At 65.8% G+C, this 26,154-nt stretch carries 21 protein-coding genes and 1 tRNA gene; 5 read left to right on the plus strand and 17 right to left on the minus strand.

Going from position 1 to position 26,154, the window contains the following annotated elements; translation table 11 throughout:
* Positions 1-225: 225 nt before the first annotated feature.
* The 13 genes from SI859A1_RS15085 to SI859A1_RS15145 form a co-directional block, all read right to left on the minus strand.
* Positions 226-834, minus strand: coding sequence for a dihydroxyacetone kinase subunit L (locus SI859A1_RS15085; protein WP_040325880.1), 609 nt, complete (start codon positions 832-834; stop codon positions 226-228).
* Between the two features lie 10 nt (positions 835-844).
* Complete coding sequence (locus SI859A1_RS15090; protein ID WP_244401024.1) at positions 845-1,798, minus strand: dihydroxyacetone kinase subunit DhaK; 954 nt, start codon at positions 1,796-1,798, stop codon at positions 845-847.
* Positions 1,799-1,869: 71 nt separating this feature from the next.
* Positions 1,870-2,883: an ABC transporter permease gene (locus tag SI859A1_RS15095; protein ID WP_009210580.1), complete on the minus strand. Its 1,014-nt coding sequence runs from the start codon at positions 2,881-2,883 to the stop codon at positions 1,870-1,872.
* Positions 2,883-4,370 carry a sugar ABC transporter ATP-binding protein gene (locus SI859A1_RS15100; RefSeq protein WP_009210581.1) on the minus strand — a complete coding sequence of 496 codons (1,488 nt, stop codon included), beginning with the start codon at positions 4,368-4,370 and terminating at the stop codon, positions 2,883-2,885. The genes SI859A1_RS15095 and SI859A1_RS15100 overlap by 1 nt, the downstream gene beginning before the upstream one ends.
* Positions 4,371-4,435: 65 nt before the next feature.
* Positions 4,436-5,428, minus strand: a complete 993-nt coding sequence (locus SI859A1_RS15105; RefSeq protein WP_009210582.1) for an autoinducer 2 ABC transporter substrate-binding protein — start codon at positions 5,426-5,428, stop codon at positions 4,436-4,438.
* 45 nt (positions 5,429-5,473) lie between these two features.
* Positions 5,474-6,970 (minus strand): FGGY-family carbohydrate kinase, encoded by a 1,497-nt coding sequence (locus SI859A1_RS15110; protein ID WP_009210583.1) that lies wholly within the window; start codon positions 6,968-6,970, stop codon positions 5,474-5,476.
* Positions 6,967-8,076, minus strand: coding sequence for a M42 family metallopeptidase (locus tag SI859A1_RS15115; protein ID WP_009210584.1), 1,110 nt, complete (start codon positions 8,074-8,076; stop codon positions 6,967-6,969). Before SI859A1_RS15115 ends, SI859A1_RS15110 begins: the two co-directional genes overlap by 4 nt.
* On the minus strand, positions 8,073-9,062 hold the full coding sequence (locus SI859A1_RS15120) for an ABC transporter permease (protein ID WP_009210585.1): 990 nt from the start codon (positions 9,060-9,062) through the stop codon (positions 8,073-8,075). Before SI859A1_RS15120 ends, SI859A1_RS15115 begins: the two co-directional genes overlap by 4 nt.
* 5 nt (positions 9,063-9,067) lie before the next feature.
* Positions 9,068-9,877 (minus strand): BtpA/SgcQ family protein, encoded by an 810-nt coding sequence (locus SI859A1_RS15125; protein ID WP_009210586.1) that lies wholly within the window; start codon positions 9,875-9,877, stop codon positions 9,068-9,070.
* Between the two features lie 51 nt (positions 9,878-9,928).
* Positions 9,929-10,705 (minus strand): DeoR/GlpR family DNA-binding transcription regulator, encoded by a 777-nt coding sequence (locus tag SI859A1_RS15130; protein WP_009210587.1) that lies wholly within the window; start codon positions 10,703-10,705, stop codon positions 9,929-9,931.
* Positions 10,706-11,141: 436 nt separating this feature from the next.
* A complete protein-coding gene (locus tag SI859A1_RS15135; protein WP_009210588.1) occupies positions 11,142-12,134 on the minus strand; it encodes an SLAC1 anion channel family protein in 993 nt (330 codons plus the stop codon).
* A gap of 200 nt (positions 12,135-12,334) precedes the next feature.
* Positions 12,335-12,949, minus strand: a complete 615-nt coding sequence (locus SI859A1_RS15140) for a pyridoxamine 5'-phosphate oxidase family protein (protein WP_009210589.1) — start codon at positions 12,947-12,949, stop codon at positions 12,335-12,337.
* 184 nt (positions 12,950-13,133) lie between these two features.
* The gene (locus tag SI859A1_RS15145; protein ID WP_009210590.1) at positions 13,134-14,153 is read right to left on the minus strand and encodes an alpha/beta fold hydrolase; all 1,020 of its coding nucleotides are present in this window, start codon (positions 14,151-14,153) and stop codon (positions 13,134-13,136) included.
* A gap of 355 nt (positions 14,154-14,508) precedes the next feature.
* Here SI859A1_RS15145 and SI859A1_RS15150 point away from each other — a divergent pair, with 355 nt between their 5' ends.
* The gene (locus SI859A1_RS15150; RefSeq protein WP_009210591.1) at positions 14,509-15,435 is read left to right on the plus strand and encodes a LysR family transcriptional regulator; all 927 of its coding nucleotides are present in this window, start codon (positions 14,509-14,511) and stop codon (positions 15,433-15,435) included.
* A 360-nt stretch (positions 15,436-15,795) separates the two neighbouring features.
* Here SI859A1_RS15150 and SI859A1_RS15155 read toward each other — a convergent pair.
* Positions 15,796-15,870, minus strand: a tRNA-Gln gene (locus SI859A1_RS15155).
* Positions 15,871-16,141: 271 nt separating this feature from the next.
* Between SI859A1_RS15155 and SI859A1_RS15160 the strand changes: the two genes are divergently transcribed.
* Positions 16,142-17,368, plus strand: coding sequence for a DUF3616 domain-containing protein (locus SI859A1_RS15160; RefSeq protein WP_009210592.1), 1,227 nt, complete (start codon positions 16,142-16,144; stop codon positions 17,366-17,368).
* Positions 17,361-18,263 carry an MBL fold metallo-hydrolase gene (locus SI859A1_RS15165; protein ID WP_009210593.1) on the plus strand — a complete coding sequence of 301 codons (903 nt, stop codon included), beginning with the start codon at positions 17,361-17,363 and terminating at the stop codon, positions 18,261-18,263. The genes SI859A1_RS15160 and SI859A1_RS15165 overlap by 8 nt, the downstream gene beginning before the upstream one ends.
* A gap of 28 nt (positions 18,264-18,291) precedes the next feature.
* Here the strand turns inward: SI859A1_RS15165 and SI859A1_RS15170 are convergent, their stop codons facing one another.
* On the minus strand, positions 18,292-19,200 hold the full coding sequence (locus tag SI859A1_RS15170; protein WP_040325881.1) for a DUF1499 domain-containing protein: 909 nt from the start codon (positions 19,198-19,200) through the stop codon (positions 18,292-18,294).
* A gap of 81 nt (positions 19,201-19,281) precedes the next feature.
* A complete protein-coding gene (locus SI859A1_RS15175; protein WP_009210594.1) occupies positions 19,282-20,910 on the minus strand; it encodes a fatty-acid--CoA ligase in 1,629 nt (542 codons plus the stop codon).
* 159 nt (positions 20,911-21,069) lie between these two features.
* On the opposite strand from SI859A1_RS15175, the gene SI859A1_RS15180 reads away from it, so the two are divergent.
* Positions 21,070-21,474, plus strand: coding sequence for a hypothetical protein (locus SI859A1_RS15180; protein ID WP_050767556.1), 405 nt, complete (start codon positions 21,070-21,072; stop codon positions 21,472-21,474).
* Positions 21,475-21,657: 183 nt separating this feature from the next.
* Positions 21,658-23,451, plus strand: coding sequence for an SLC13 family permease (locus SI859A1_RS15185; protein ID WP_009210596.1), 1,794 nt, complete (start codon positions 21,658-21,660; stop codon positions 23,449-23,451).
* Here SI859A1_RS15185 and ppdK read toward each other — a convergent pair.
* Entirely contained in the window at positions 23,448-26,111 is a 2,664-nt protein-coding gene (gene ppdK, locus SI859A1_RS15190) for a pyruvate, phosphate dikinase (RefSeq protein WP_009210597.1), read from the minus strand. The genes SI859A1_RS15185 and ppdK overlap by 4 nt on opposite strands.
* Between the last annotated feature and the right edge of the window lie 43 nt (positions 26,112-26,154).

Here is a 26,154-nt window from a genome sequence, read left to right on the forward strand (position 1 = left end):
GATCCTTGCCGATCCGGTTGTAAATGGTCATCCAACGCCAACGCATTCCCGGCGGACGCGCGCCGACATCAAGCATCGAGCGGTGGGCGCGCAGATAGGCGGCATGAGGTAGCAGAAGCCACATGATCGGCGGCTCGTTTCCGCAGCCGTTCGTTCGTTTCCGTGTCTCGGAGGCTGCATCAGGTCCCTGCGAGCATCAGCCCGGCTCACTCGGGAAGAAGCGCATCAACACTCCTCGGCTGTAGCGGCTTCGATGATCCGCAAGAGTGCGAGTTGCCCCGGGTCATCCAACTCGGCGCTCTTTTCCGCGAACATCCTGGCGCGGCCGAGCTTGCATGGCCTGCCGCGGAAATCATGCAACGTGTCTTTGGCTGCGTCCAACGCGGCCCTGGCCATTAGGTCCGGTGGCACCCCGTCGAGGGCCCTGGCGACGCGATCGAGGCTGTCGAGGACCGTCTTGTCTCCCAGATTGCCCTTCCCCCGCGCCATCATCGCGTCCCTCGCCGCGGCGATCAGTCCGGCCAGGTCTTCGGGCTCGATGGCATGCGAGCCCTTTGCAGATTTGGCCGCAGCCATGAACCCCGTCGCGAGAAGGGTACCGTAGGACGAGGCCGACACGCGCTGAAATGCCTTTGCGCATTCCAGCAACGCCATGCCCATGTCCTCCGGCAACGTCGCCTCGGCCGCCTCCGCGAAGCCTCGGGATACGGTGATGCCGAGGTCGCCATCACCCAACTGACCATCGGCAGCGTTGAGCTCGTCCGCAAAGGCTGCCGCCTTCGTCGCCACGCGCGTCAGCGCAGCGTGCATAACGCCCCGGTCGATCTGCGTCATGGCATCCTCCTCAGACTTGCCAGTATGCACAGGCCGCCGGCGCCTTCAGATACCGTTCGAGTTCCTCGTCCAGCGCCAGGGTCGTGATCGTTGCGCCGGTCATCTCCATCGAAGTCGCATAGCGTCCGACCAGCGGCATGACGATCTCCGCGCCCAGATCATCGAAGCGCTGCTTCACCCGCCGGTACATGATGTAGAGTTCCTCCAGCGGCGTGGCGCCCAGCGAGTTCACCAATACGGACAAACGATCGCCCTTGCCGAACTCATGATCCGCCAGGATGCGATCGATCATTTCGTCGGTGATCGCATCAGCCGGTTTGAGCTTGTCGCGCCAGATACCTGGCTCGCCATGGATGCCCATTCCCATTTCCATCTCGTCCTCGCCGATCGCGAAGGTGGCCTTCCCGGCCTGGGGCACGATGCAGGGGCTGAGCGCCATGCCGATGGAACGACAGGAATCGGCCGCCTTCTGCGCGATCCGAGTGACCTCGCCGAGGTCGGCCCTCGTATCCGCGGCGGCGCCGGCGATCTTGAAAGCGTAGACCATTCCCGCGACACCCCGGCGTTTCTCGGCCTCCTGCTTCGGTGCCGAGACAACGTCGTCAGCCAACAATACCGTGGCGGTTGCGATATCGTCTTCCATCTCGACCATCTCGCCGGCCATGTCGAAATTCATGACATCGCCGCCGTAATTGCCATAGAGCCGCAGGACACCGGCTCCGCCATTCGCATGCCGGATGGCGCTCGCCATCTGTTCGGCCGAGGGAGACGCAAAGACATCTCCGACCGCGCAGGCATCGAGAAAGCCCGGGCCGACATAACCGGTGAATATCGGCAGATGGCCGGAGCCGCCCCCCGTGACGATCCCCACCTTTCCCTGGACCGAGCCGCCCGCGCGGACGATGACCCGCCGATCCGGCTGCTCGTAATATTCCGGATGTGCCGCGGTGAAGCCCGACAGCATCTCGTCGACATAGGATTCGGGCTGATTGAGGATCTTCTTCAAGGCTTCGTCTCCCTCCCTGGAGCGTTGGCTCAGACGGCGGCTCGAGCAAGGCGCTCGCGGTGTTTGGCGAAACGGTCGATCACGATCGGCAGTCCGGTGCCGAGGATGATCAGGATACCGACCACGACCTTCTGCCAGTAGGACGGAACGCCGGCACTGATCAGCGATGTGTTGATCATGGTGATCACCAGAGCACCAAGCAACGTGCCCACGACGGTTCCATGCCCGCCGCTGATCCGGGCTCCGCCCAGAACCACGGCTGCGATGACATTCAGCTCGATACCGACGAGATCGAAGGGATTGGCCATGCGTGAGAGCGTCATGTGCGTCATGCCGGCCAAGCCCGCGATCGTGCCGGCGATGACGTAGATCCAGATCTTCACACGCGACACGTTGATCCCGATCCGACGCGCGCCCTCCTCCGAGCCGCCGATCGCATAGATGGTACGACCAAACCGCGTGAGATTCATCAGGACCCCCACGGCGAGCGCCGCAAGGATGAGCACGACGAAGGACAGCGGCAACGAGACCAACTGTCCGACCGCATTTTCCATGCGGACGATCATCGTCCGGGCAAAAGAGATTACGTTGCGCGGGACAGTCGTGATGTAGGTCGTCCCGACAAAGGTCAGAAGCGCACCGCGAAACAGGCTCAGGGTCCCGAGCGTGACGATCAGAGTCGGAAGCCCGAGACCACCGATAAGCAAGCCGTTGACGAGGCCTAGGGACGCGCCGATCAGGGCGCTGATCACGAACAAGCCGAGCACCGGCATCGGGATGTCGATCCCGAGTACCAGGGTCATCGTCGTGTACATCGCGAAGGCACCGATGGCGGTGAAAGAGACGTCGATCCCGCCGGAGGCCAGCACCATCATCACGCCGAGGGCGAAAATGCCGGTGACCAGCGAGTTGCGCATCAGATCGACCAGCGTCGCCAGCGACAGGAAATCGGGATTGAAGCCGCCGATGACGAGCGCGAACAGGATCGCGGCGATCAACACCACGCCTTGCGGCGAAGCCAGTGCGTTCGATACCAGCCGCATCAGGCCTGCACCTCCTTCGTCACTTCGGCATTGAGGCGGTCCTCATCGACGGTGGCCGCGTCGAAACGAGCGGTGATCCTGCCCTTGACCATCACCAGGATGCGATCGGAAAGGGCCAGCGCCTCACCGATGTCGTCGGTGATCACCATCACCGCCATTCCGCTGCGGCTGAGCGAGAGCAGGATTTCGTGGATCTCCCGCTTCGAGCCGATATCGACCCCGACCGTGGGTCCGTTGAGGATCATCAGCCGCGGGGTGCGTTCCATCCAACGTGCGAGCACGACGCGCTGCTGGTTGCCGCCGGACAGGGTGGCCACGGTCGGCTCGACCCCCTGGGTCTTGATCCGCAGCTTTTCGACGGCTGCGCGGGCGCGCTGGCGCAATCCCCTGCGCGAAACGAAGATATTGTCCTCCAGAGTCGCGACGGTGATATTGTCGGCGATAGATTGGTCCAGAAACAGGCCTTCCGTCAGCCGATCCTCGGGCACATAAGCGATGCCTGCAGCCATGGCATCGCGCGGGCCTGAGAAGGCTGTGGGCATTCCATCGACAACGATGTCGCCCTCGTCCGGCGACAGCATGCCGAAGAGCGACAGCGACAGCTCTGTCCGACCCGAGCCCAGCAACCCGACCAGAGATACGATCTCTCCGGGCTTCAGCTCCAGATCGACATCGGCATACTCGCCCTTGCGCGAAAGGTTGCGCGCCGACAGGAAGACCGGTGCATCCCTGACCGGCTCTCGCTCCATGCGTTGTGTCTCGACCTTGCGCCCGGTCATGTCCCGTCCGAGCCGCGTGGCGTCGAAGGCACCGACCGGGCCTTCCGACACGATGCGTCCGTCCCGCAACACCGTGATCGTGTCACAGAAGGCGAAGACCTCCTCGGTCTTGTGGCTGACGAAGAGGAACGCAACCCCGTCCGCCTTGAGCGACGTGATGATCTCGGACAAGCGCCGCACCTCGCTGCGGGTCAGCGCGGTCGTCGGCTCGTCCATCACGATTATCCGCGCTTCGTTGGCCAGCGCGCGGGCAATCGCGACCAGTTGCTTGGACGCGACAGGCAGCAACTCAACGAGCATCGCCGGATCGAGCTCGACTCCCATGCGGGCCAACGTATCGACCGCGATGCGGCGGTCAGCCCCGGCGCGGTGCCAGCGCTCGCCGGATGCGGCGGCGCGCAGGAAGGCAATATTCTCGGCCACCGTCAGGTTCGGGAACAACGAGAAATCCTGGTAGATCACCGACAGCCCGGCCGCGATCGCTTCCGTTGAATCGCCGTGCATCCTGCGGCCAGCGATCGTCACCTCGCCCGCGTCAGCCGCTACAATGCCGGACAGAATCTTGATGAGCGTCGATTTTCCGGAGCCATTTTCGCCGGCGATACAGCGCACTTCCCCCCGTTCGAGACGAAGCCCCACATCTTCCAGCACGCGTACCGGTCCATACGCCTTGCTGATTCCGGTCATCGACAGGAGGGGGTCGGCCATCGCAGATCACGCTCGCATACACGTTCAGAGCGGGCTGCCCGGACCCCCGGGCAGCCCGTCGACAATCAGAAATCGTAATCGTTCATGTTGTCAGCGGTCACGTCGACCCACGCCTGGCCGTAGATGACCTTTCCATCCACCCGAACCTCGTTGTAGCCCTCGACCCCGAGATCGGCCCCCGTCTCGATCGTTTCGCCGTTCATTGCCTTCGCCGCGACGACGTTCATGGCGTAGCCGGCCTTGGCCGGATCCCAGAACGAAATCATGTCGATATCACCGGTTTCGAGATACGGGCCCGATACCGACGGCAGACTGGTTCCGACAATCGAAATCTGATCGTTGAGCCCGGCTTCCTCGACAGCCAGCGCCGCACCGACCACGTCCTCGCCGGCAGAGCCCTGCATGCCCTTGATGTTGGGGTAGGTGCGCAGCAATTCGCGCATCTTGGCATAGGCCTGCTGCTGCTGTTCGGCGGATTCCTGCTTTCCGCCGACCAGGGTCATGTTCGGGTAATTCGCTTCCTGGTAGGCAATCGCCGCGTCGACCCATGCATTGTGGGTCACCGAGGTCAGATAACCGACGAAGACAGCATATTCCCCCTCGCCGCCCATCTTCTGGGCGAGAGCTTCCATCAGATGCTCGCCATAGGCCTTGTTGTCGAACGCCTCGAGATCGTAGGTGATGTTCTCCAGCGTCGCGCCTTCATGACCGACAACGACAATATTGTTGTCGAGGGCACGCTTGAGCACCGGCTCGAGGGTCTGGGGCGAATTGGGTACCACGTTGATCGCATCGACGCCGCGGGCGATCAGATCCTCGATCAACTGGACCTGCAGGGCCGCGTCGGCAGTTGCCGCGCCGACCTGGGTGGCGTCATTGCCGGTTGCCTCGGCGTACTCGCGAACACCTTCTTCCATGCGGTTGAACCAAGCGATGCCGGACAGCTTGACGACCGTCACCATCTCGCGTGCGTCCTGGGCGCCAACCATTCCGGCAGCGCCAATAAGGGTCGACGCAGCGAGCGCCCCCATCAGTGCAGTTCTGAACTTGCCTGCCATGCTACTTCTCCCTGTTGGGCACCGGAACCGATGCCGTGGCCTCCCTCAAGCGCCAGCCTGCATGAGGTCCTTCGTGCGCTCGTAGAGTTCGCGATAGGTGCGGAATCCCGCCGCGTAGAGCGGGGCATGTTCAGTGCGGGGAACGATCGCCCCGGTTTGCGGATTCCATCTGTCGATATCCGCCTCGACAAGATCTCCCACGCCGAGGCCGGCAAGAAAGGCGCTGCCGAGACTTGCGCCGACCGTTTCCCGGCGCAGCAACTGATCGGTGCCGCAGATATCCGACACGGCCTGCGACCAGACGGCGTTCTTGGTGCCGCCGCCGACAGCCGCCAGGATGGATGGCGGGTGGTCACTCTCGACATAGGTGTCGATTACGTGGCGAACGCCATAGGCGATCCCTTCGAGCACGGCCCGGAACAGGTCCCCGCGCTCGTGAGTCAGGTCGAGGCCGAAGATGATGCCTTTGGCGTGGGGATCGTGAATCGGTGTCCGTTCGCCGGAAAAATAGGGCAGGATGATCAGCCCCCGCGAGCCCGGGGGGGATTGCGCCGCTTCGGCCGCCAACGCGCCCATGGCCGTCTCCGACGGCAAGTCGCGGGCGAAGCGGTTGCGGAACCATTGGGTCAGCGTTCCGCTCGTCGCCAGACCGGACATCAGGGCATGGCGGCCGGGAAACAGCCAGGGCGCGTACCACAGCCGCGGATCGCGCGCCCGGTCCTCCGTCACCTGGATGATGAAGACCGTCGAGCCGTACATCATCATGGTCTCGCCCGGTCGGGACACCCCAACGCTCATCGCTTCGGCGGCAGCATCGATCGTCCCGGCGATGACCGGGGTGCCGACAGCCAGACCCGTGGCTTCTGCGGCAGCAGGCGTAACCCGCCCGGCAATTTCGGTCGTCCACAGCAGTTCGGGCATCCGTTCACGCTCGACGATGCCGTCCATCAGGGTATCCGACCAGTCCTGATGTTCCACGTCGTAAAGCGGCTGAAAGCTCCCGGCAGAATAATGGTCGATCACGCGGCGCCCGGTCAGCCGCTCGACAAGAAACGTCGTGGAATTCACGAAGCCGTCGGCCTGTGCGTAGATCTCCGGACGGTGACGCTTCAGCCAGAGGATCTTCGGGCCAACCGATTGCGAGGTCAGCGCATTCCCCGTGCGCTCGAACAGCGTGTCCAGACCGATGCGCTCGTTCAGCTCGGCGATTTCGGCGTGGGCGCGCGTGTCGACCCCATACAACACGGCGTTCATCAGCGGGTTGCCGAAACGATCGACCGGCAACATGCACGGACCAATTCCACTGGCGCCGACTGCCCGTATAGCCGTTGCAGGCAGATCGGCCTCGGCAAGCAGTTCCCGGGAGATCGCGGCGAACTCTCCCCACCAGTCCGATTCCGGGTCGTGTTCGGCCCAGCCCGGACGCGGCACGATCAGTCGGTGCGAACGGCGCGCCTGGGCGAGGATCCGACCATCCCCCACGACGAGGACGCCTTTCGTCTCGAAGGTTCCGACGTCGATGCCGAGATAGGTGCCGCTCACGTGTAGACATCCCGATCAAGGGGGAAGTCGACCCCGATACGCCGGATGGCGCCGACCACCAGTTCGGTCAGACCGACGAGATCGTTCAGATCGCAGACCTCGAGCGCGGTATGGGTGTAGCGGCTTGGAAAACACAGATCGATGCAGGCAACGCCCTCGCCGACAAGCTGGACATAGGACGAGTCCGTCAACGCGCCGACATGCGCGGTGCGCTGAAGCGGAATCCCGTCCTCCCTGGCGGTCGACGCCACCAACGCCGTCAGCGCCGGATGCGGAATCGTGCCGTTGAGCGTGCCGCGACCATGGAAGGAATAGAGGCTCATGGCAGGCCCACCGCCCAGTCGCACCTCTCCCCGATGCGTCATGTCCGGCGTGTCCGCCGTCAGCGCGAGATCGAGCTGGATCGCAATATCCGGGCGGAGCGCCTGAGCTGCTACCATTGCGCCGCGCAGGTTGAACTCCTCCAGTACCGCGAATACGAAATGCACGGTGGGGCGTGGCGAGATGTCCTTCAACAGCCGGGCTGCTTCCACGACCACCGCACAGCCGGCGCGATCGTCGACCGACGTGCCGGCGATCCGATCGGCATTCAGATGCATGACCCTGGGCTCGTAGACGACAGGCGTCCCGATCTCGATCCCCAGCGCCCGCACCGCGTCCGCCGTGTCGGCCCCCACGTCGATGAACAGGTCGGCATAGGGCGTGACCTTGTATTTCTCTTCCGGCGGCGTCGCGTGGTGGCTCTTGTTGGCGACGATACCTGAGACATCCCGCCCCTCGCCGACACAGAAGCGTACGGCCTGAGCCGCCAACGCCTTTTCGGGGACCCCGCCGAGCCGCTCGACACGGATCAGGCCGCTCGGCTCGATCTTGCGGGTTACGAACCCCAACTGATCGGTATGCGCGAAGAGCATGATGCTCGGGGCCCCCGCCTCGCCTTCGATCGTCGAGATGAGATTTCCGAGCCGATCGGTGCGAGAGGTCAGGCCGAATTCCGCCAGTGCGTCGGCCGTCCTGCGACGGACCCTGTCTTCGTGGCCGGACAGTCCGGGTACCAGCATCAGGTCGTGAAGGATTGTCCGCAGTCTGGTCTTGAGGTCAGTCATGTCGAAGTCGCCTTGTCGGGCCTCGGCCGGAACCTTGCGAGACCAGCGCCTTCGAAGAGTGCTCTGACGGTCATTACGAGGATCAGCAGGCCACCGAAGAACAGGTCGCGTGCGAAGGCCGAGAATGCGAGAAAGTTGAGGCCGGAGGAAATCAGCTGCAGGCTGATCACCGCCAGAACGATGCCGGTGACCGAACCCGATCCGCCAAACGGACTGACGCCGGCAAGGATGTTGATGAGAATAACGAGGAGCAGGTACGACCCGCCGTAATCCGCATTGGCGGAGTTGACCCGTGCAAGGATCACGAGGCCGGCGAGGGCCGCGATGAAGCCGGACATTCCGTAGATCTTCAGGATCAACGACGTTTCCGGCATGCCGGCGAAGCGGGCCGCCACCGGGTTGGCGCCGAACAGTCGCGCGCGCATGCCCGAGGGGGTCAGCCGCAGATACAGGCCGAGGCCCACGGCGGCCAACGCGAAGACCAGCAGCGGAACCGGGAGGAAGCCGCCGATCGAGGCGTTGCCGAAGGCGCCGTACCATGAAGGTATGCCGGTAATGGCGGGCCCGCCGGTCACCACAATGCCGATCCCGCCGTAGAGCTGCAGGGTGCCGAGCGTCGCGAGAATGGGCGGGAGGCGGAGATAGGCGACCAGGCAGCCATTGAGCAGGCCGCAGAGAATGCCGATCAGCAGCGCCGCGGGAATTGCCAGCCAGGCGAATTCCGGCCCCGCGCGCAGCAGAAGCGCGGCCACGATCGATGCGAGATTGGCCATCGCCACGACCGACAGGTCGATGCCGCCCGACAGCATGGTGGGCAAGACCGCCAGAGCCAGAAGACCGAATTCGGGAAACTGCGACCCCATCGAATTGAGGTTGGCGAAGCTCAGGAAGTTCGGTGCGAACAAAGACAGCGCCGCGAAGATCACGAGCGCCAGCGCGCCGAGCCCGAAAAGATACGAGCCGTGACTGTCGCGACGCACGCTCATCGCGCTCACTCCCCCCTTGCGACCTTTGCGAGCCGCATGAATTCGGCGGCCCGGTCAGCATCCACCGGTTTCCAGGTATCGCCGTCTATCTTCAGCGAAGAGCCCACGATACAGCCATCAGCGACCTTGAGAACATCGGCGACCGTCGCGTGCTTGACGCCGGTATTGGCAAGCACCGGCGTTGTCGGAAGCACACCCTTCACGGCGATGAGGTCAGTCATTTCGGCCGCTTCGCCGGTGATCGCGCCGGACACGAGGATCGCATCCGGGATCGATGAGAACACGGCCGAACGCGCCCGATCCGCCAGTTCACGACGATCCAGCGAATAAGCGAACTCCGCGCAAACATTGGCGAACATTGCAAGGTCCGGCCGGCGCAGTCTATCACGATACCGCATCGCAGCGCCGGCATCTGGGGTCCAGGGCCCCATGTCGGACGCATAGGTTCCGGTCAGGATCTCGCGCAGGAAGGCGGCACCCGTTGCTGCGGCCAGCGCGACGCTCGCCATCGGATCCCACAGAACGTTGACGCCGAACGGTTTCTCGATCTCCGGCCGCAGCCGTCCGATCACCTGGGCCATGGTTGCCGTCGACGCCGTATCGACCTTCAGTTCGTACGGGCGGTCATTCTCGTTGCCGAACATCACCGCATCGACATCGGCAGCCTGGAGTGCCTGCAGGTCACGTCGCGCCGCCTCGACGATCGCCTCGATCCCCCCTGCGGGATCGTACAGGGGCGTCCCCGGAAGCGGCAGCAAATGCACCATCGCAATGACGGGCTTGCGTTCGCCGAATAAGGTCCTGAACTTGTTCATTGGTCGGCCCGGTGTCCTGTGCTGGGCAAGACGGCTGTCGCCGTGATTGCGTTAGTGAAGTTCGATCCTGTCGAACGACGAGCGATAGGGGTCGAGACGACCGGCGGCCTTGCGATCCGTAATCAGGGTCTCGATTGCATCGAGGCCGCAGACCGGAACCGGCGCGCGCGTCCCCAGTTTGGAATGATCGGCGAGAAGGATCGTCCGGGCGGCGCAGCCGATGCCGCCCTGCTTTACGGCCGCTTCCTCCGGGGTGGAATTCGAGACGCCGGCCGGGTCGAGCGCATCCGCCGACATCAGAAAGAGATCGCAGACCAAGTCGCGCAGCGCGCGCAACGACCACTCGCCGATCAGACTGTAGTAGCCGTTCCTCACTTCGCCACCGAGAAGAGACACCCGGGTTTCGCCAACAGCGACGGCTTCCGCGATCTTGAGATCCATCGCGAAGATGCGCACGGGGCGGCCGGCAAGCACGCGAGCCGCCGCAAGGGTTGTCGTGCCCGAATCCACCAGAACGCGTTGTCCATCCTCGACCCGGCGGGCGGCGGCGGCTCCGATACGCGTCTTGGCTGCCTGATGCGTGCGCAGCTTCTCCATGAACAAGGGCTCTGTCGGCCCGCCCTGTCCTGGCGCCATCGCGCCGCCGTGCGTCCGCACGATCAGCCCGGCTTGCGACAGCACTTCGAGATCCCGGCGCGCCGTCGGGCCGGAAACGCCAAACGCATCGATCAGCTCTCCAACCGTCATGCGACCACGTGCGGCGATGAGTTCGGCCATGCGCCGGTGGCGATCTTGCGGGAAACGGATCTGGCGTGCCGGCTTCTGCATGCCATGATCATTAATGATCACTTTGCCAGCGTCAAGTCTCGCGTGGCGTGGGCGAAAGAGGCATGAAACCGCTTGAGGGAATGCGCCTGATCGAGGCCTGCGGGCTCGCTGGCACGCCGTCTCGGCCCTCCTCCTCTGCGGCCCTATCTGCTCAGATCGTCGGGTCATGCTGTTGGACGAAAAAAGCTTCCGATGCTGCTCGCCGGGTCGAGCGGGGGAAACCAGCGCATCGCGCCCGCGCCGGATTGGCCTGGAGGAACTCGCGAACGGCGACGACCGCGCGACCAAAATCACGAGGAGGCGCAACACCGTATGGAACGAGTGATCGCCTGGAGAAGGGTCAAGCGTGCCGCTCCTCTTCGACATCGTTCCTTGCTCGCAATTGGGCTCGCGGGGACCTCGTTACTCAAGATTGCCTTCATCGGCTGTCGGCATTTCAGCTGCTCATGGCAGCGAGTTCTCCGCGCGCCATCCCCCAAAGCGTGCGCGCCAGCAGCGCCAAGACGGCAAGCGTTGCGAACCCCAGGAGGAGCAGGGCGATCACATCGGCTACGCTGCTCGCCGCGGCCGTTGCGAAGCGGATTCCGGCAATGGCGGTGGCTGCGAGCGGGAAGCTGATCGCCCACCACGAAACATTGAAGGGGCAACAGGTCGCCGCGTGACGCAGCCTCCCCACAAGCACGACAAGCATAAAAAGCGAGAGGACGTAGAGCGATTCCGCCAACAGATCGATCTGCCCAGTGGTGACGACATAGGTGGAAAAGCCGACCGCGAAGGGCGCGATCAGGATCATCAGCGAGGGCTGCAACGCCGGCGGCAGAGGCTCCTCGAACAGGAGGCGGGAGAAAACCAGCGTGAATATCGGGATGGCGAAGAACAGCCCGACCGCCAGACCCAGCACCATCACGCCGTGCATTGGCGGAAGCCCCAGCGATGGCAGCGCCAGCGGCAGATCGAGCATGCCGACCACCGGTACGATCCATGCGGGTGTCGCGTGGGCGACGACCTGGCGGTCGCTCATCCAGCGGCTGACGATAGTCCAGGCAAAGACAACCATCCCGACGGCGCCGATCAACCAGATCGCTTGGGCGAGCAGCAGGGAGTACGGCGCCAACACGATCGGGATCAGCAGCAAACTGATGAAGACCGTCCCGAACAGATTACCTGCGACGGGGTGACGGAACTCGGCCACGACGGCGGCGGGCGCCGTCATCACTTTCGCCGCGTAGCCGATCACGAGCGCGGCGAACGTCAAGAGCGCTACGAGGCCGATCGTGTCTGCGATCAAGGGGGGCGCCTCGTATCGGATCTGCGCTTGGCGCCACGCCACGCTCAGTCCGGTGAGCCCCATCGTCGAACCGAACAGTCCGACGGGCAGGAAAGCAACGATCGATCGGTGAGGCTGTCTCGATATCACCGTCTCAGTCATGGCCGGAACGCCTTGAGAAGCGGGCCTGTGATGGCGCCAGCGGCGCCACGAGCGGGCCGGTGGGCGGCGAAAGCGCCGGGACGGACCCAGGCACGAGACCCCAAGGAAAGGCACCCGGTCGTTCGATCGAGGCTTCGTCGGCAGCAGCAGACATGCCAACCTCCTGCGGGTTCACCGTTCGAGACCCGTTTCCGGGCTGTTCAGCCATGACGGGCGCGGAGCGCCGCATTTTCCGCCTCGAGTCCGGCCAGTCTGGCATGGAGCGGCTCCATCACTTCGGCGAGTTGTTCCCCGGTAAAGCGCGGCGTAATGTGCTGCGCACAGTTCCAGTCGAACGCGGCGAGCCGCAGCCGAAACAGTCGTTCCGGTCGGCCTCGATAGTCCGGGTCCTCGACCTGCGCCCGCAGGGCCGGGTCGCTTTCCAGCGTGACGACTTGCGCATGGGCGTAGATCTTGAGCCGCGTGCGATGAGGATAATCGACCAAGAACAGGCAGACGCGGTCGTTCGCGGCGACATTGCCCCTGCTGATATACTGGCGATTGCCGCGATAGTCGGCGAAAGCCAGCGTTCGTTCGTCGACCACTTTCAGAAAGCCAGGCGGTCCGCCCCGGTGCTGGACATAGGGCCATCCGGTCTCCGAAACGGAAGCGAGGTAAAAGCTGTCACGCGCTTCGATGAAGCGTTTCGTCGACTCGTCGAAGCGATCGAATTCCCGGTGGCCCGTGAAATTCTGCCACATCTCGGCAACGCCGTTCTCCTCCTGCGCGGAGCGAACGGTGGGCGTCACCGCAATGTCGAGAAATCCGTAGGCCATACTGCCTCCTTCGAAGAAGCGGACGACGATCGACAATCAGGCGCCGGTCAGGCGCCGGTCGCGGACCGGGCGACCGAACGTCCGGCGGCCGGTGCAAAAGCCGAACGACCTTGAGCCAGTTCGTTCGTCCCGATGGCGCCGGGCCCTCGCGACGCTTCGCGTTGGCGAAGCGTCGCAGTCGACCTTATCCGACCTCCCGGTCGAGAAAGTCGCGGATCAGCGGGACCATCTCGTCCGCCCTGTCCTCCAAGGCGAAATGACCTGAATCGATCAGATGGAACTCGACCTCCGGAAGATCGCGCTTGTAGGGATGCGCGCCGACGGCCGGAAAGATCGTGTCGTTCTGGCCCCAGACGATCAGGGTCGGTGGCTGATGCTCGCGAAAATAGGCCTGCACCTGCGGATAAAGCGGCAGGTTGGTCCGGTAATCGTAGAGCATGTCCATCTGCACCTCGACATTGCCCGGGCGATCGAGCAGCGCCTGGTCGTGCACCCAGTTGTCGGGGGAGACGCGACGAGTATCCTTGACGCCGTCGAGGTACTGGAACTTTGTGATCTGCGGCGTCACAAGGACGTGGAGCGCCTCGCGGTGGGGCGTCGAGGGGTCGGCCCAGTAGGTCTTGATCGGATCCCAGAAGTCGGTCAGTCCTTCTTCGTAAGCATTGCCGTTCTGGACGATCAGGGCCGTCACCCGCGCGGGATGGGCGAGCGCCAGCCGCCAGCCGACGGGGGCGCCATAATCCATGACGTACATGGCGTAGCGGGTCACCGCGAGGCGCTCAAGCAGGCCGCCGACGAGTTCGCCGAACCGGTCGAAGGTGTAGTCGAATCCGTCGCGGTCAGGCATGTCGCTCTGGCCGTAGCCGGGATAGTCCGGAGCAATGACGCGGTAGCGGTCGGCAAGCGCCGGAATAAGGTTGCGGAACATGTGCGACGACGTCGGGAAGCCGTGCAGGAGCAGGATGACCGGAGCGTCAACAGGTCCAGCCTCGCGGTAGAAGATGCCGATGCCGTCAATGGTCTCCGTCTTGTAGTGGGTCGTGGGGATCGGCGATACGACAGCCCTGATGCCGCCGCCTTCCGACGTCCCGGCCGCGGAGGCGACACGCGGCGCGGCGGTGCCCGCAACTGCCATCGTGAGCCCCAGAAGGAGGCTTCGACGGTCGACGGCGGGACGGCTGTCGGTGGTGCGCTCGACGTTCATGTCATCCTCTCGGTTAGCGATGGAAACTGGATCCGGGCACAAGCGAACGAGGCGGCGACGGTCATCACCGACGCTCCCGATGAAATGTACGGCGCGCATGCATGCAGCCGGCCCGGGCAGTGCAGGCGTCGTTGCGAATTGCGCAGCCAGGGCGGAAGTCTGATGCCTGCGTCGACTTGGGTGGCGAAAGTGTTTTCGAAGATGTCAGGGGACAACCCAGCCAGCCGGCCGAGCAACCGCTTCAACGTGCTGTTTGACTTGCTTGCCTGCCGTGCGGATGATGAGCGATTGCGACAGCGGGCCGCAACCCGTAAATCTGAAAATCAGCTTCTCGAAATCGGAAGGTTAGCTGCTGATGGATCGGCTGAAGTCGATGTCGGTCGTCATCGCGGTCGCGGACGAAGGCAGCCTCTCTGCCGCTGCGAGCAAGCTGGCGATGCCGGTCGCGACCGTCAGTCGCGGGCTTGCCGAACTGGAAGCTGCCTTGAACACCCAGCTGTTCACGCGCTCCTCGCGCCATCTGAAGCTGACCGACGCCGGCAGATCCTATGTCGAAGCCTGCAAGCGGATCCTCGAGGACGTCGAGGGGGCCGAGCGTGACGTCTCGGGCGAATATCGCACGCCCAGCGGCGATCTGGCGGTCACCTCGCCTTGGGGGCTGGGCCACATGCATCTGCTGCCGATCGCCTGCGCCTTCATGGCCGAGCATACCGCTATCAACCTGCGGCTCATGCTGACCGACCGGATCATGCGGCCGATGGAGGACCATATCGACGCCGCGATCCGGATCGGGCCGCTGGCCGACAGCAGCATGATTGCGACGCGGCTCGGCTCGGTTCGCATCGTGCTCTGCGCAAGCCCCGAATACGTCGCGGATCGGGGCCGTCCGGAAGACCCGAAGGACCTGATCGCGCATGACTGCATCACCATCGACGATTTCGGGGCGCCGGGGTCGTGGAAATTCTTGCGGCAGGAGACGATCGTCGCAGAGCCGATCCGGTCACGGCTGACAGTGAACACGTCGGAGGCGGCCGTCGCGGCGGCCATCGCCGGGGCCGGCATCGCCCAGGTGATGGGCTACAAGATGGAAGCAGCGAGGCAGGCCGGCTCTCTCGTCATCCTGTTGGAGGAATTCGAGCAACCGCCACTGCCCGTCCACGTCGTCTATTCAGGGCGCAAGCCGATGCCCTTGAAGCTGCGCGCCTTCCTCGATTGGGCGACGCCGCGATTGCGCGCCAAGCTCGCCCAACCGCCCGACCCACGGAAGCCGCGCGGCGCGTGAAGCGATCGGACGCTTCGTCGAGGGGGCGGGACGTCGCCATGGCACTCTCCGCGCGAAGTGCATGCGGAGGGAGAGACGGCGCCGCAAGGGATGGATGTCAACTGGATCACGCGCCGAGCCCGCGACCTGAGCCACCTTGTTCGAAGGCTCAACTCAGCAAGTTCCAACCCGGTTCGCTCCACGAATTGCTCAGCTAACTGCTTCCACCGGTAGTAAACAGTGCCGGGACGTTCGAGACCTGTCGCGACCCCATTTCCGCACTCCGTGTCACACGGTTGCGCCACAGTCTTGTGTCCCAGCGGGGACGCGCTTCCCCAGCCTGGAACGCCGAGTCAAGAATTTCAAAGGGTTGAATGGTTCTGGCTGGGGCGGCAGGATTCGAACCTGCGAATGGCGGCACCAAAAGCCGCTGCCTTACCACTTGGCGACGCCCCAAGGCGCATGGCGGTCCTATAGCCTCTGGCCGGCGTCCATGCAACGACCCGTCGCGGGGGTCCGCACGCGGTGGGGCGCGCCGGATCGTCGCCGGGCGATGGGGGCCGTTTCGGCGTGCGGCGATGGCGGCCGTGGCGCCATCGCCGCGGCGCGATAGCCTGGACCGGCGGGCCGTTAGCCAGCCGTTGTCCCGCGCAATGACTTCCGCCGCCCTTGCTTGCTGCGCTCCCCGCGCGATGTCCTCAAGCATCCGCAACGACGAGACGCTGTCATGGCCAAGAACCGGCGCCCCCGCCTGCCCGCCGCCCAGGCAACCGCGATCGACAAGTCCATGGCCCTCGACCGGTCGCGGTCCGGCACCGTCGATCTCACCTTTCGGGCGATCGACGAGCTGGCCCATGTCCACGACCCGATCTGGGAGGACGTCTCGGCACTGGCGGTGATCGGCCGCTCGATTTTCTGCACCTGCGACGAGACCGCGACCATCGAGCGGGTGGTGCTCGACGAGGCCGGGACGAACGCCGCCGGGCACGCGAACTTCCCGCTCGGCGAAGCCTTCGAGCTGCCCGACGGGCCGTCCGGCGAGATGGACATCGAAGGCCTGGCGATCGCCGACGGCTATCTGTGGATCTGCGGCTCCCATTCGCTGAAGCGCGACGATCCCGAAGAGGGTGGCCTGGCGGACATGGAGGACATCGACTGGGACCCCAACCGGGGCTTTCTCGGCCGCGTGCCGCTGATCGATCGCGGCGACGGGGTGTTCGAGCCGGTCGCCACCATCGATGCGCTGGACGGCGTGCCGGGGCGGCGCGCGGCGATGGTGAAGATGTCGAAATCGTCCAAGACGCCGATCCGCAAGATGCTGGCGAAGGATGCGCTGATCGGGCCCTTCGTCGATCATCCCTGCAAGGAGAACGGCCTCGACATCGAGGGCCTGGCCGTGCAGGGCGACACGGTGCTTCTCGGCCTGCGCGGGCCGGTGATCGGCGGCCATGCGATGATCGTGCGGCTGGAGATGCAGGAAACCGGATCCGGCACCCTCAAGCCCCGCAAGCTGGAGAACGGCCAACGCTACCAGTTGCAGGCCGTCGATCTCGACGGACAGGCGATCCGCGACCTCGAATGGCGGGGCGACCGGCTGCTGATCCTCACCGGCGCGACCACCGATCTGGAGGCGATGCAGTCGGTGGTGCTCATCGACGACTACGATCCGGGCCGGCCGGTCTACCCGGCCGGGCTGCTGGCGCGGATCCTCGACCTGCCGGTGATCCGCGGCTCCGACCATGCCGAGGGCCTTGCCACGATCGGGATCGGCGGGCAGGACAGACTGCTGGTGGCGTATGACTCGCCGCAGGAAACGCGGACCGACGCCGCCCGGCGCCGCCTGACGACGGATCTGTTCGAGATCGCCGAAGCGGCGGCGCAATCCGATCGCCCTGCCCCGGCGGCGAAGAAGGGCGGCAAGAAGCGAAAGGCCCGATCGCGCCAACATGCCTGAGTTCCAGACGGATTTCGATCCCGCCTATGGCCGGCTGGTCCCGGTCGCCGCCGTTATCGGCCGGGTGACGGCCAACAATCCCAGCGCCTTCACCTTTGCCGGCACCAACAGCTACGTCGCCGGGCGGACAGGCTGCTTCGTGGTCGATCCCGGGCCGGACGACGATGCCCATCTGGATGCGCTGGTCGCGGCCATCGCCGGCCGGCCGGTCGAGGCGATCCTGCTGACCCACACCCACCGCGACCATACCGGGCTCGTGCGGCGGCTGGCCGCCCTCACCAAAGCGCCGATCGTCGGCGGCGGACCGCACCGCGCCTCACGCCCGCTGCGCGACGGCGAGGCCCACCGGCTGGAAGCGGCCGGCGACACCGATCTCGCCTTCGACCGCATTCTTTCCGACGGCGAGGAGCTGACGCTCGGCGGCCTGCCGGTCTCCGTCGTTGCGACGCCGGGCCATTGCGCCAATCATCTGGCTTTTGCGGTCGGTGAGGATGGCGTGCTGCTCTCCGGCGATCACGTCATGGGCTGGTCGACCTCCATCGTTGCGCCGCCCGATGGGGCGATGCGCGACTACATGGCGTCGCTCGAACGCCTGCTGGCGCGGGACGACCAGCTCTATCTGCCCGGCCATGGCGGCGTCATCGCCGCGCCCAAACCCTTCGTGCGCGGGCTGATCGGCCATCGCCGCATGCGCGAGACCGCCATTGTCAGGCGCCTTGCCGAGGGCGACCGGACGATCCCGGAGATCGTCGCGGCGCTCTACAAGACGGTGGATATCCGCCTGCACGGGGCGGCCGGCCTGTCGGTGCTGGCGCATCTGGAAGATCTGGTCGCGCGCGGCGTCGTGGCCTGCGACGGGCCGCCGACACTGGCGACGATCTACACCGCCGCCTGAGACGGCGGAGCCGCGACCGGGGCGCCGCTCAGCCGGCGTCGATGGTTTCCAGGCCCGACATGGCGAGATCGAGATCGGCCAGGAAGGCCTCGATGAAGCGGCGGTTCTGGCCGAGATCCAGCCCGGTGGCGCGCGAGACGGCGCGCAGGTCGACGAAGGTTTCCCCGCCCTCCTGCACCAGCCGGATCGTCACGTCGCTCGGCAGGGCGAACACACGGTCGCGCGCCACCGCGGCGACGCGGTACTGGTCGCTGTCGGGACGGTCGAGCCCGTCATCGGCGACCATCGCGTCGATGCCGGCCCGCGGCGTCGGCAGCGGGACCGCGCCGGTGCTGACGCCGAGATCGTCGGATTGCCGCTCCGCCTCCGCTCCCGCCAGAGCCGGGTCGCCGACAATGACGTCCTCTACCGTCCAGCCGTGATCGGCCAGCACCGTGCGCGCGGCCTGGTAGACCCGCGGGGCGTCGGCGAGATAACGCCGGCCGGGCACCACGCTGGGCATCTCCGTCGGTGCGGCGAAGGCCGATGCGGGGGCGGTCGACGACGCGGCGGTGGCCTCGGGGGCAAAGCCGTCCGTGAAGGCGGCATTGGCCTGCGGATTGACGCGGGCGAGATAGGCGCCGGTGGCGAAGGGGGACAGCGCGATCAGCGACAGGACGAAGCCGGCGAACACCTTGTGTCCGCCGCGCACGCCGGTGAACCAGACGCGCAGCAGGCCGTAGCAGGCCACCACGAGGGCAAGCGCGGAAAGCCCGCCGACCAGAAGCAGCAGCCCGATCAGCGCCTGCGGCACGATCCAGCCGAGACGATAGAACACCACCGCCGCCACCATCAGCGCGATGGCGAAGGCGGCGAGCCCGCGGGCGAGCCCGGCGAAGCGCAGCCGCTTCTGAAGATAGTGGCCGGAAACCGGCAGGCGTCCGTAGATCGAATTCATGGGCGGGACCTTGGCAGGGGTTCCGCGAACATAGAGGAAAGCCCGGGCGGCAGAAAGACCGCCCGGACCGCTCTCACCCGATCAGATGGTCGGCAGGCGATAGTCGCGGAACTGGTCGCGCAGCGTCATCTTCTGGATCTTGCCGGTCGCCGTATGCGGGATCTCGTCGACGAAGGCGACGTCGTCGGGCATCCACCATTTGGCGATCTTGCCGTCCAGATAGGCGAGGATGTCCTCCCGGGAGACATTGCGGCCTTCCTTGCGCACGATGACCATGAGCGGGCGTTCGTCCCATTTGGGATGGGCGAGGCCGATCACCGCGGCCTCTGCCACGTCCGGATGGCCGACCGCGAGGTTTTCCAGGTCGATGGTCGAGATCCATTCGCCACCGGACTTGATGACGTCCTTGGCGCGGTCGGTGATCTGCATGTAGCCGTGCTGGTCCATATGGGCGACGTCGCCCGTGTCGAACCAGCCGTCCTCGTCGAAGGCCTCCGCGCCGGTGCCCTTGTAGTAGGACGAGGCGACCGCCGGGCCGCGCACCTTCAGCCGGCCGAAGGTCTTGCCGTCCCAGGGCCGCTCGACATTCTCGTCGTCGGTGACCTTCATCTCGACGGCGAAGGGCGGATGGCCCTGCTTCTCCTCGATGTCGAGCAGCGCGTCGCCGGTCAGGTCCTGATATTCCGGCTTGATGGTGCAGAGCGAGCCGAGCGGGCTCATCTCGGTCATGCCCCAGGCGTGGATGACCTGCACGCCGTAGACTTCCTGGAACTTCTGGGTCACGGCGCGCGGGCAGGCCGACCCGCCGATGACGACCTTCCTGAGGTCCGGCAGTTCGCCGCCGACCTTCTCCAGATGCTGCAGCAGCATCAGCCAGACCGTCGGCACGGCGGCGCTGAAGGTCACCTTCTCGGTGGTCAGGATCTCGTAGACCGAGGCACCGTCCATCCTGGCGCCCGGCATGATCATCGCCGCGCCGGCCATCGGGCAGGAGAAGGCGAGACCCCAGCCATTGGCGTGGAACAGCGGCACGATCGGCAACACCCGGTCGCGCGACGACAGGCCCATGGCGTCGGGCTGCTGGGCCATCATCGAATGCAGGAGGTTGGAGCGATGGGAGTAGAGAACGCCCTTCGGATTGCCCGTCGTGCCGGAGGTGTAGCACATGCCGGCGGCGGTGTTCTCGTTGAACTCCTTCCAGGCGAAGTCGCCGTCGGCCTCGGCGAGCCAGTCCTCATAGGCGACGACATTGGCGAGCTTGGTCTCGGGCAAGTTCGCGGCGTCGGTCAGCACGACGATCTTCTCGAGGCTCGGCACGTTTGGCGCGATGGCCTCGAGGATCGGCATGAAGGTGATGTCGGCGAAGATGATGCGGTCTTCGGCATCGTTCATGATCCAGGCGATCTGCTCGGGAAACAGCCGCGGGTTCAGCGTGTGATAGATCGCGCCGATGCCGACGATGCCGTACCAGCATTCCAGATGGCGCCAGGTGTTCCAGGCCATCGTCGCGACGCGGTCGCCGAGCCTGATGCCTTCGCGATCGAGCCGCTGCGCCAGCTTCATGGCGCGGGCCCGCACCTCGCGGTAATTGGTCCGATGCATCGGCCCCTCGACCGAACGGCTCACCACCTCGCGCAGCGGGTGATAGGTTGCGGCGTGGTCGATCACCTTCGAACAAAGCAGCGGCCACTGCTGCATCAAACCCTGCATTCCGTCCTCCCTGACTCCGGACCGAAACATGGGCCCGCGCGTCAATCTCGGTAAAGGCAAGCCGGATGTCCAGCGTCGGCGGACAGCGCTTGCCATAGTTCAGCCGTCTCGCCGCGTGACCATCTCCGGCAAGGGACGAACGGATTGAGTGGTGGTGCCATGCAGATTGCAGAACAGACCGTCGCGGTGCCGGACGTCGACGGCGACAGCTTCAGCGCCGTGGAGTTCGAGCTGGCGCTCGACATGCAGGACCTGACCGAGTTCGACTTCGCCGACTGCGTGCGCGCGGCCGCCGGCAGCGTGGGCGGGGAATTCCTCTTCGACATGCCGGCCGACGGGACGCTCGACAATGTCTCGCGCATCGCCGCGGTCCGGGTCGAGAGCCAGAACCGCGACCGTATCGCCTTCGCGGTCCTCAACGACGAGGGTACCGAGATCCGGGTCCCGGACGACGACGAGGTGGACGAGCGCCTGCGCGGATTTGCCCGTGCCTTTGTCGGCGTCCTGACCCACATCCGCGACGACCTGCCCTTCGGCTCGGTCAGGCCCGAAGGCACGGCCTGACCCGGCGCTCCGGTCGCCGCTGCGGTGTCGCGCCGCGGCGTTTCGGGCGGGCCCGGGCCGATCATCGGCGGGCTTTGCGCGGGCCAAGATGACCGCGTGATCAGTATATCGTCGGGCTGATCATACGCCCCCCTTGCAAAAGCTTCCGGCTCCTGCAGATCAGCGTTCCTGAACCACGATTGCATGGGTTATATGGACGCCTTCCTGACGGATTATTCCGCATTCATCGGCCTTGCGATCGTCGCATTGGTCTTCGTGGCGTTCGCCCTGGAACTCTATCCGCCGGAGGTCATCGCCACGGGCGGCGCGGTCTCCTTCCTCGTCCTCGGCTATATCGAGGGCGACCAGTTCACCTCGGTGTTCCAGAACCCGGCGCCGATCACCATCGCCGCGATGTTCGTCCTGTCCGGCGCGCTGGTGCGAACCGGCACGCTGGAGGGGGCGGCCGGCTGGCTGGTCACCAGCGCCGAAAAGCGGCCACGCATCACCCTGGCGATCATGGGTATCGGGGTGCTCGTCGCCTCCGCCTTCATGAACAACACGCCGGTGGTCATCGTCTTCATCCCGATCATGACCGAGCTGGCGCGCAAGATGGGCGTCGGCTCGACGAAGCTGTTGATCCCGCTGTCCTTCATGACCATCCTCGGCGGCACCTGCTCGCTGATCGGCACCTCGACCAACCTTCTGGTCGACGGCGTCGCGCGCGGCCAGGGACTGGAAGCGTTCTCGATCTTCGAGATCACCCCGATCGGAATCGTGACCGCGATCACCGGCATCCTCTACCTTCTGTTCGTCGGCTCCAGACTGCTGCCCGACCGCACCTCCGCCGAAGACGTTCTCGGCGGCTCCGATGCCGACATGTATTTCACCGAGATCGTCGTGCGCGAGGGCGCCAGCACCATCGGCAAGACGCTGGGCGAATCCGCCTCCTTCTCGGCGCGGGGCGTCCGCCCGGTGGCGATCCGGCGCGGCTCGGAGACCATCCGCAAGGGGATCGCCGAAGTGGTGATCCAGAAGGCCGACCGGGTGATCCTCTTCGCCTCGCCCGAGGAATTGCTGACCCTGCATTCCAACGAGAATTTCCGCGTCGCGCGGGTCACCGCCGCGGCGGCCGAAGACGAGGAACGGGTCGTCGTCGAGGCCACCGTCGCGCCGCATCGCCGCGGCATCGGCCGCAAGATTTCCGAGCTCGTCGATATCTCCGGTTCGGGCGTGCATATTCTCGGCGTGCAGCGCCATCGCCACGTGCCCGGTCCCTCGCTGCACGACACCAAGCTGCGCCCGGCCGACCGCCTGCTGCTCGAAGGCCGGCCCGACGCCATCGCCCGCATCGCCGAATCCAACGATCTGATCGGCGTCGATCTCAGCGAGGCGCGCCCCTATCGCCGGCGTAAGGCGCCGCTGGCCATCGGCGCGCTGCTGGCAGTCGTGGTGCTCGCCGCCATGGGCATCGCCAGCATCCAGATCCTCGCCTTCGTCGCCATCGCGACACTGCTGCTGGTCCGGGTGCTGGATGCCGACGAGGCCTGGCGCTCGATCCACGGCGACATCCTGATCCTGATCTTCGCCATGCTGGCGATCGGCCTCGGCATGCAGAACGCCGGTGCGGTCGAGCTTCTGGTCGAGCTGGTCGAGCCGCTGCTGCAGGGGGCCTCACCCTTCCTGGTGCTGCTGATCATCTATGCGATCTCGTCGGTTCTCACCGAGATCGTCACCAACAACGCGGTCGCCGTCGTCGTCACGCCGGTGGCGATCAGCCTGGCGACATCGCTGGGCATGGACCCGCGCGCGGCGGTGGTGGCGGTGATGTTCAGCGCCTCGGCGTCCTTCGCCACGCCGATCGGCTACCAGACCAACACGCTGGTCTATGCGGCCGGAAACTACCGCTTCACCGACTTCGTGAAGATCGGTGTGCCGATGAACGTCATCGTCGGGTTTACCACCTGCGTGGCGATCTACTTCTACTACGGCGTCTAGCGGCGGGCCCGGCCGCGCCGCGAGCGTTCGTCGCGGATGGTCGCCTGGGCCGCGGCGAGTCGCGCGATCGGCACGCGGAAGGGCGAACAGGAGACGTAGTCGAGCCCGGTCTGCTCGAAGAAGGCGATGGAGGCCGGATCGCCACCCTGCTCGCCGCAGACGCCGAGCGAAATGTCCGGCCGGGTGCGCCGCGCCTTCTCCACGGCCAGCGCGATCAGCTCGCCGACGCCCTCGACGTCGATGGTCTGGAAGGGATCGCGCTCGATGATGCCCTGGCGGACATAGGTCGACAGGAAATTGCCGGCGTCGTCGCGCGAGATGCCGTAGACCGTCTGGGTCAGGTCGTTGGTGCCGAAGGAGAAGAAGTCGGCGATCTCCGCGATGGTATCGGCGCGCACGATGGCGCGCGGCAACTCGATCATCGTGCCGACCGAATAGGTGATCTCGCAGCCGCGCTCGTCCATGACGAGGGCCGCGACCTTGTCGATGCGCCCCTTCACGAAGTCGAGTTCCTTGCGCAGACTGACCAGCGGCACCATGATTTCCGGCACCACCGCCTCGCCGGCCTTCTCACCGGCGTCGATGGCCGCCTCGAAGATCGCCCGCGCCTGGGTCTCGACGATCTCCGGATAGGAGATCGCCAGCCGGCAGCCGCGATGGCCGAGCATCGGATTGAACTCCTGCAGGGCGGCAATGCGCTGGCGCACGACGGATTCGTCGACGCCCAGCATCGACGCCGTCTCGGCGATCTCGCCGTCGCTCTGGGGCAGGAATTCGTGCAGTGGCGGGTCGAGCAGGCGGATCGTCACCGGCAGGCCGGCCATGATCTCGAACAGTTCGGTGAAGTCGGAACGCTGAATCGGCAGCAGCTTTTCCAGCGCCGCGCGCCGGCCGGTCTCGTCGGAGGCGAGGATCATCTCGCGCATCGAGCGTACCCGGTCGCCTTCGAAGAACATGTGCTCGGTGCGGCAGAGCCCGATCCCCTCGGCCCCGAAGGCGCGCGCCGAGCGGGCCTCGATCGGGGTCTCGGTATTGGCCCTCACCCGCATGCGGCGGGCCCGGTCGGCGTAGTCCATCAGCGTCGCGAAATCGCCGGTCAGCGCCGGTCGCAGCAGCGGCACGGCCCCCTCGATCACCTCGCCGGAGGTGCCGTCGATGGTGATGGTGTCGCCCTCGCGCAGCACCTTGCCGGCGGCATGCAGCGTGGCCGTGCCGGCATTGATGCGCAGCGCGCCGGCGCCGGTCACGCAGGGCCGGCCGATGCCGCGGGCGACAACCGCCGCGTGGCTGGTGGTGCCGCCACGGATGGTCAGGACGCCCTCGGCCACATGCATGCCGTGGATGTCTTCCGGATAGGTCTCGTTGCGCACGAGGATCACCGGCCGTTCCTCGTTGGCCAGTTCCTGGGCGCGCTCGGAGGTGAAGACGATCTCGCCCGTCGCCGCGCCCGGCGAGGCAGGCATGCCGCGGCCCAGTACGACGAGGTCGGAGGTCCGCTCGAAGGTCGGATGCAGCAATTCGTCGAGCGAATTCGGATCGATGCGCAGGATCGCCTCGGCCTCGTCGATCAGCCCCTCGTCGACGAACTGCACGGCGATGCGGATCGCCTCCCCCGCCGTGCGCCGCGCCACCCGCGACTGCATCAGGAAGAGTTCGCCGTCGCCGACCATGAAGTCGACCTCGACGACATCGCCGACATGCGCCTCGATGCGGCGCACATGCTCGGTCAGTTCGGCCATGTCAGCGGGAAAGCGCTCGGCGTCGCCTGCCGACAGGGTTCCCAGATCGAGCACCGGCGGCTTCTCGCCGATCTCGCGCGCCCGCGGCGCCACCAGCCCGAATTCGCCCGACAAGCGGGATTCGCCGGTGGTTAGGTCGCGGGAGACGGCGCGCCCGGTGCCGGAATTGTGGTCGTGCTCGTTGAAGATCATCGCATGGGCGGTGATCGCCAGGCCGGCATTTTCGGGAATGCCCTGGATCAGCCGGTGCGACGTCGCCAGCGGGCTGCGCCAGGTCGCATAGGCGGCCTCGATGACGGCGGAGAGCTGTTCGAGCGGGGTCTGCGGCACGACGGCGCCGATCTCGGCGTCGAGATAGGTCTGGTAGCGCGCGATCAGCGCGCGCCAGCCGGCCCGGTCGCCCGGTTCCTCGGTCCAGCCCGCCTCGGCGGCTTCCGCGTCGGCGATGTCCTCGAACTCGGCCGGATCGACCGCCAGCACCAGATGGGCATAGCTTTCGATGAAGCGGCGATAGCTGCGATAGGCGAAGGCCGGGTCGTCCAGCTCGGCCGCGAGAATATCCACCGTGCGGTCGTTGAGGCCGACATCGAGCACCGATTCGGCCAGGCCCGGCATCTGGGCGCGGGCGCTGGTGCGCACGGCCAGGAGCAGCGGGCGCGTGTCGCCGTCGAAGCCCCGGCCGGTGACGCCCTCGAGCCATTCGATCGCCATGCGCAGATCGGCGCGCAGTTCCTGGGGCAGGCCGTCGCCGCCGCTCTGCACCTCGCGCCAGACCGAAGTGGCGAGGGTGAAGCCTGGCGGCACCGGCACGTCCAGCGACGCCAGCAGCGCCAGATTGGCACCCTTCAGCCCCAGGGCCTCGGACGCGTCGGCCGTGCGATCGGCCGCTCCGCGCCGGAATGTGAATATCCGTTTGGGCATCGAACGCGGTCGACCGTCCCCCTCGAGCTCGACGGGTCCTTTG

This window comes from Aurantimonas manganoxydans SI85-9A1, assembly GCF_000153465.1.
GTDB lineage: Bacteria > Pseudomonadota > Alphaproteobacteria > Rhizobiales > Rhizobiaceae > Aurantimonas > Aurantimonas manganoxydans.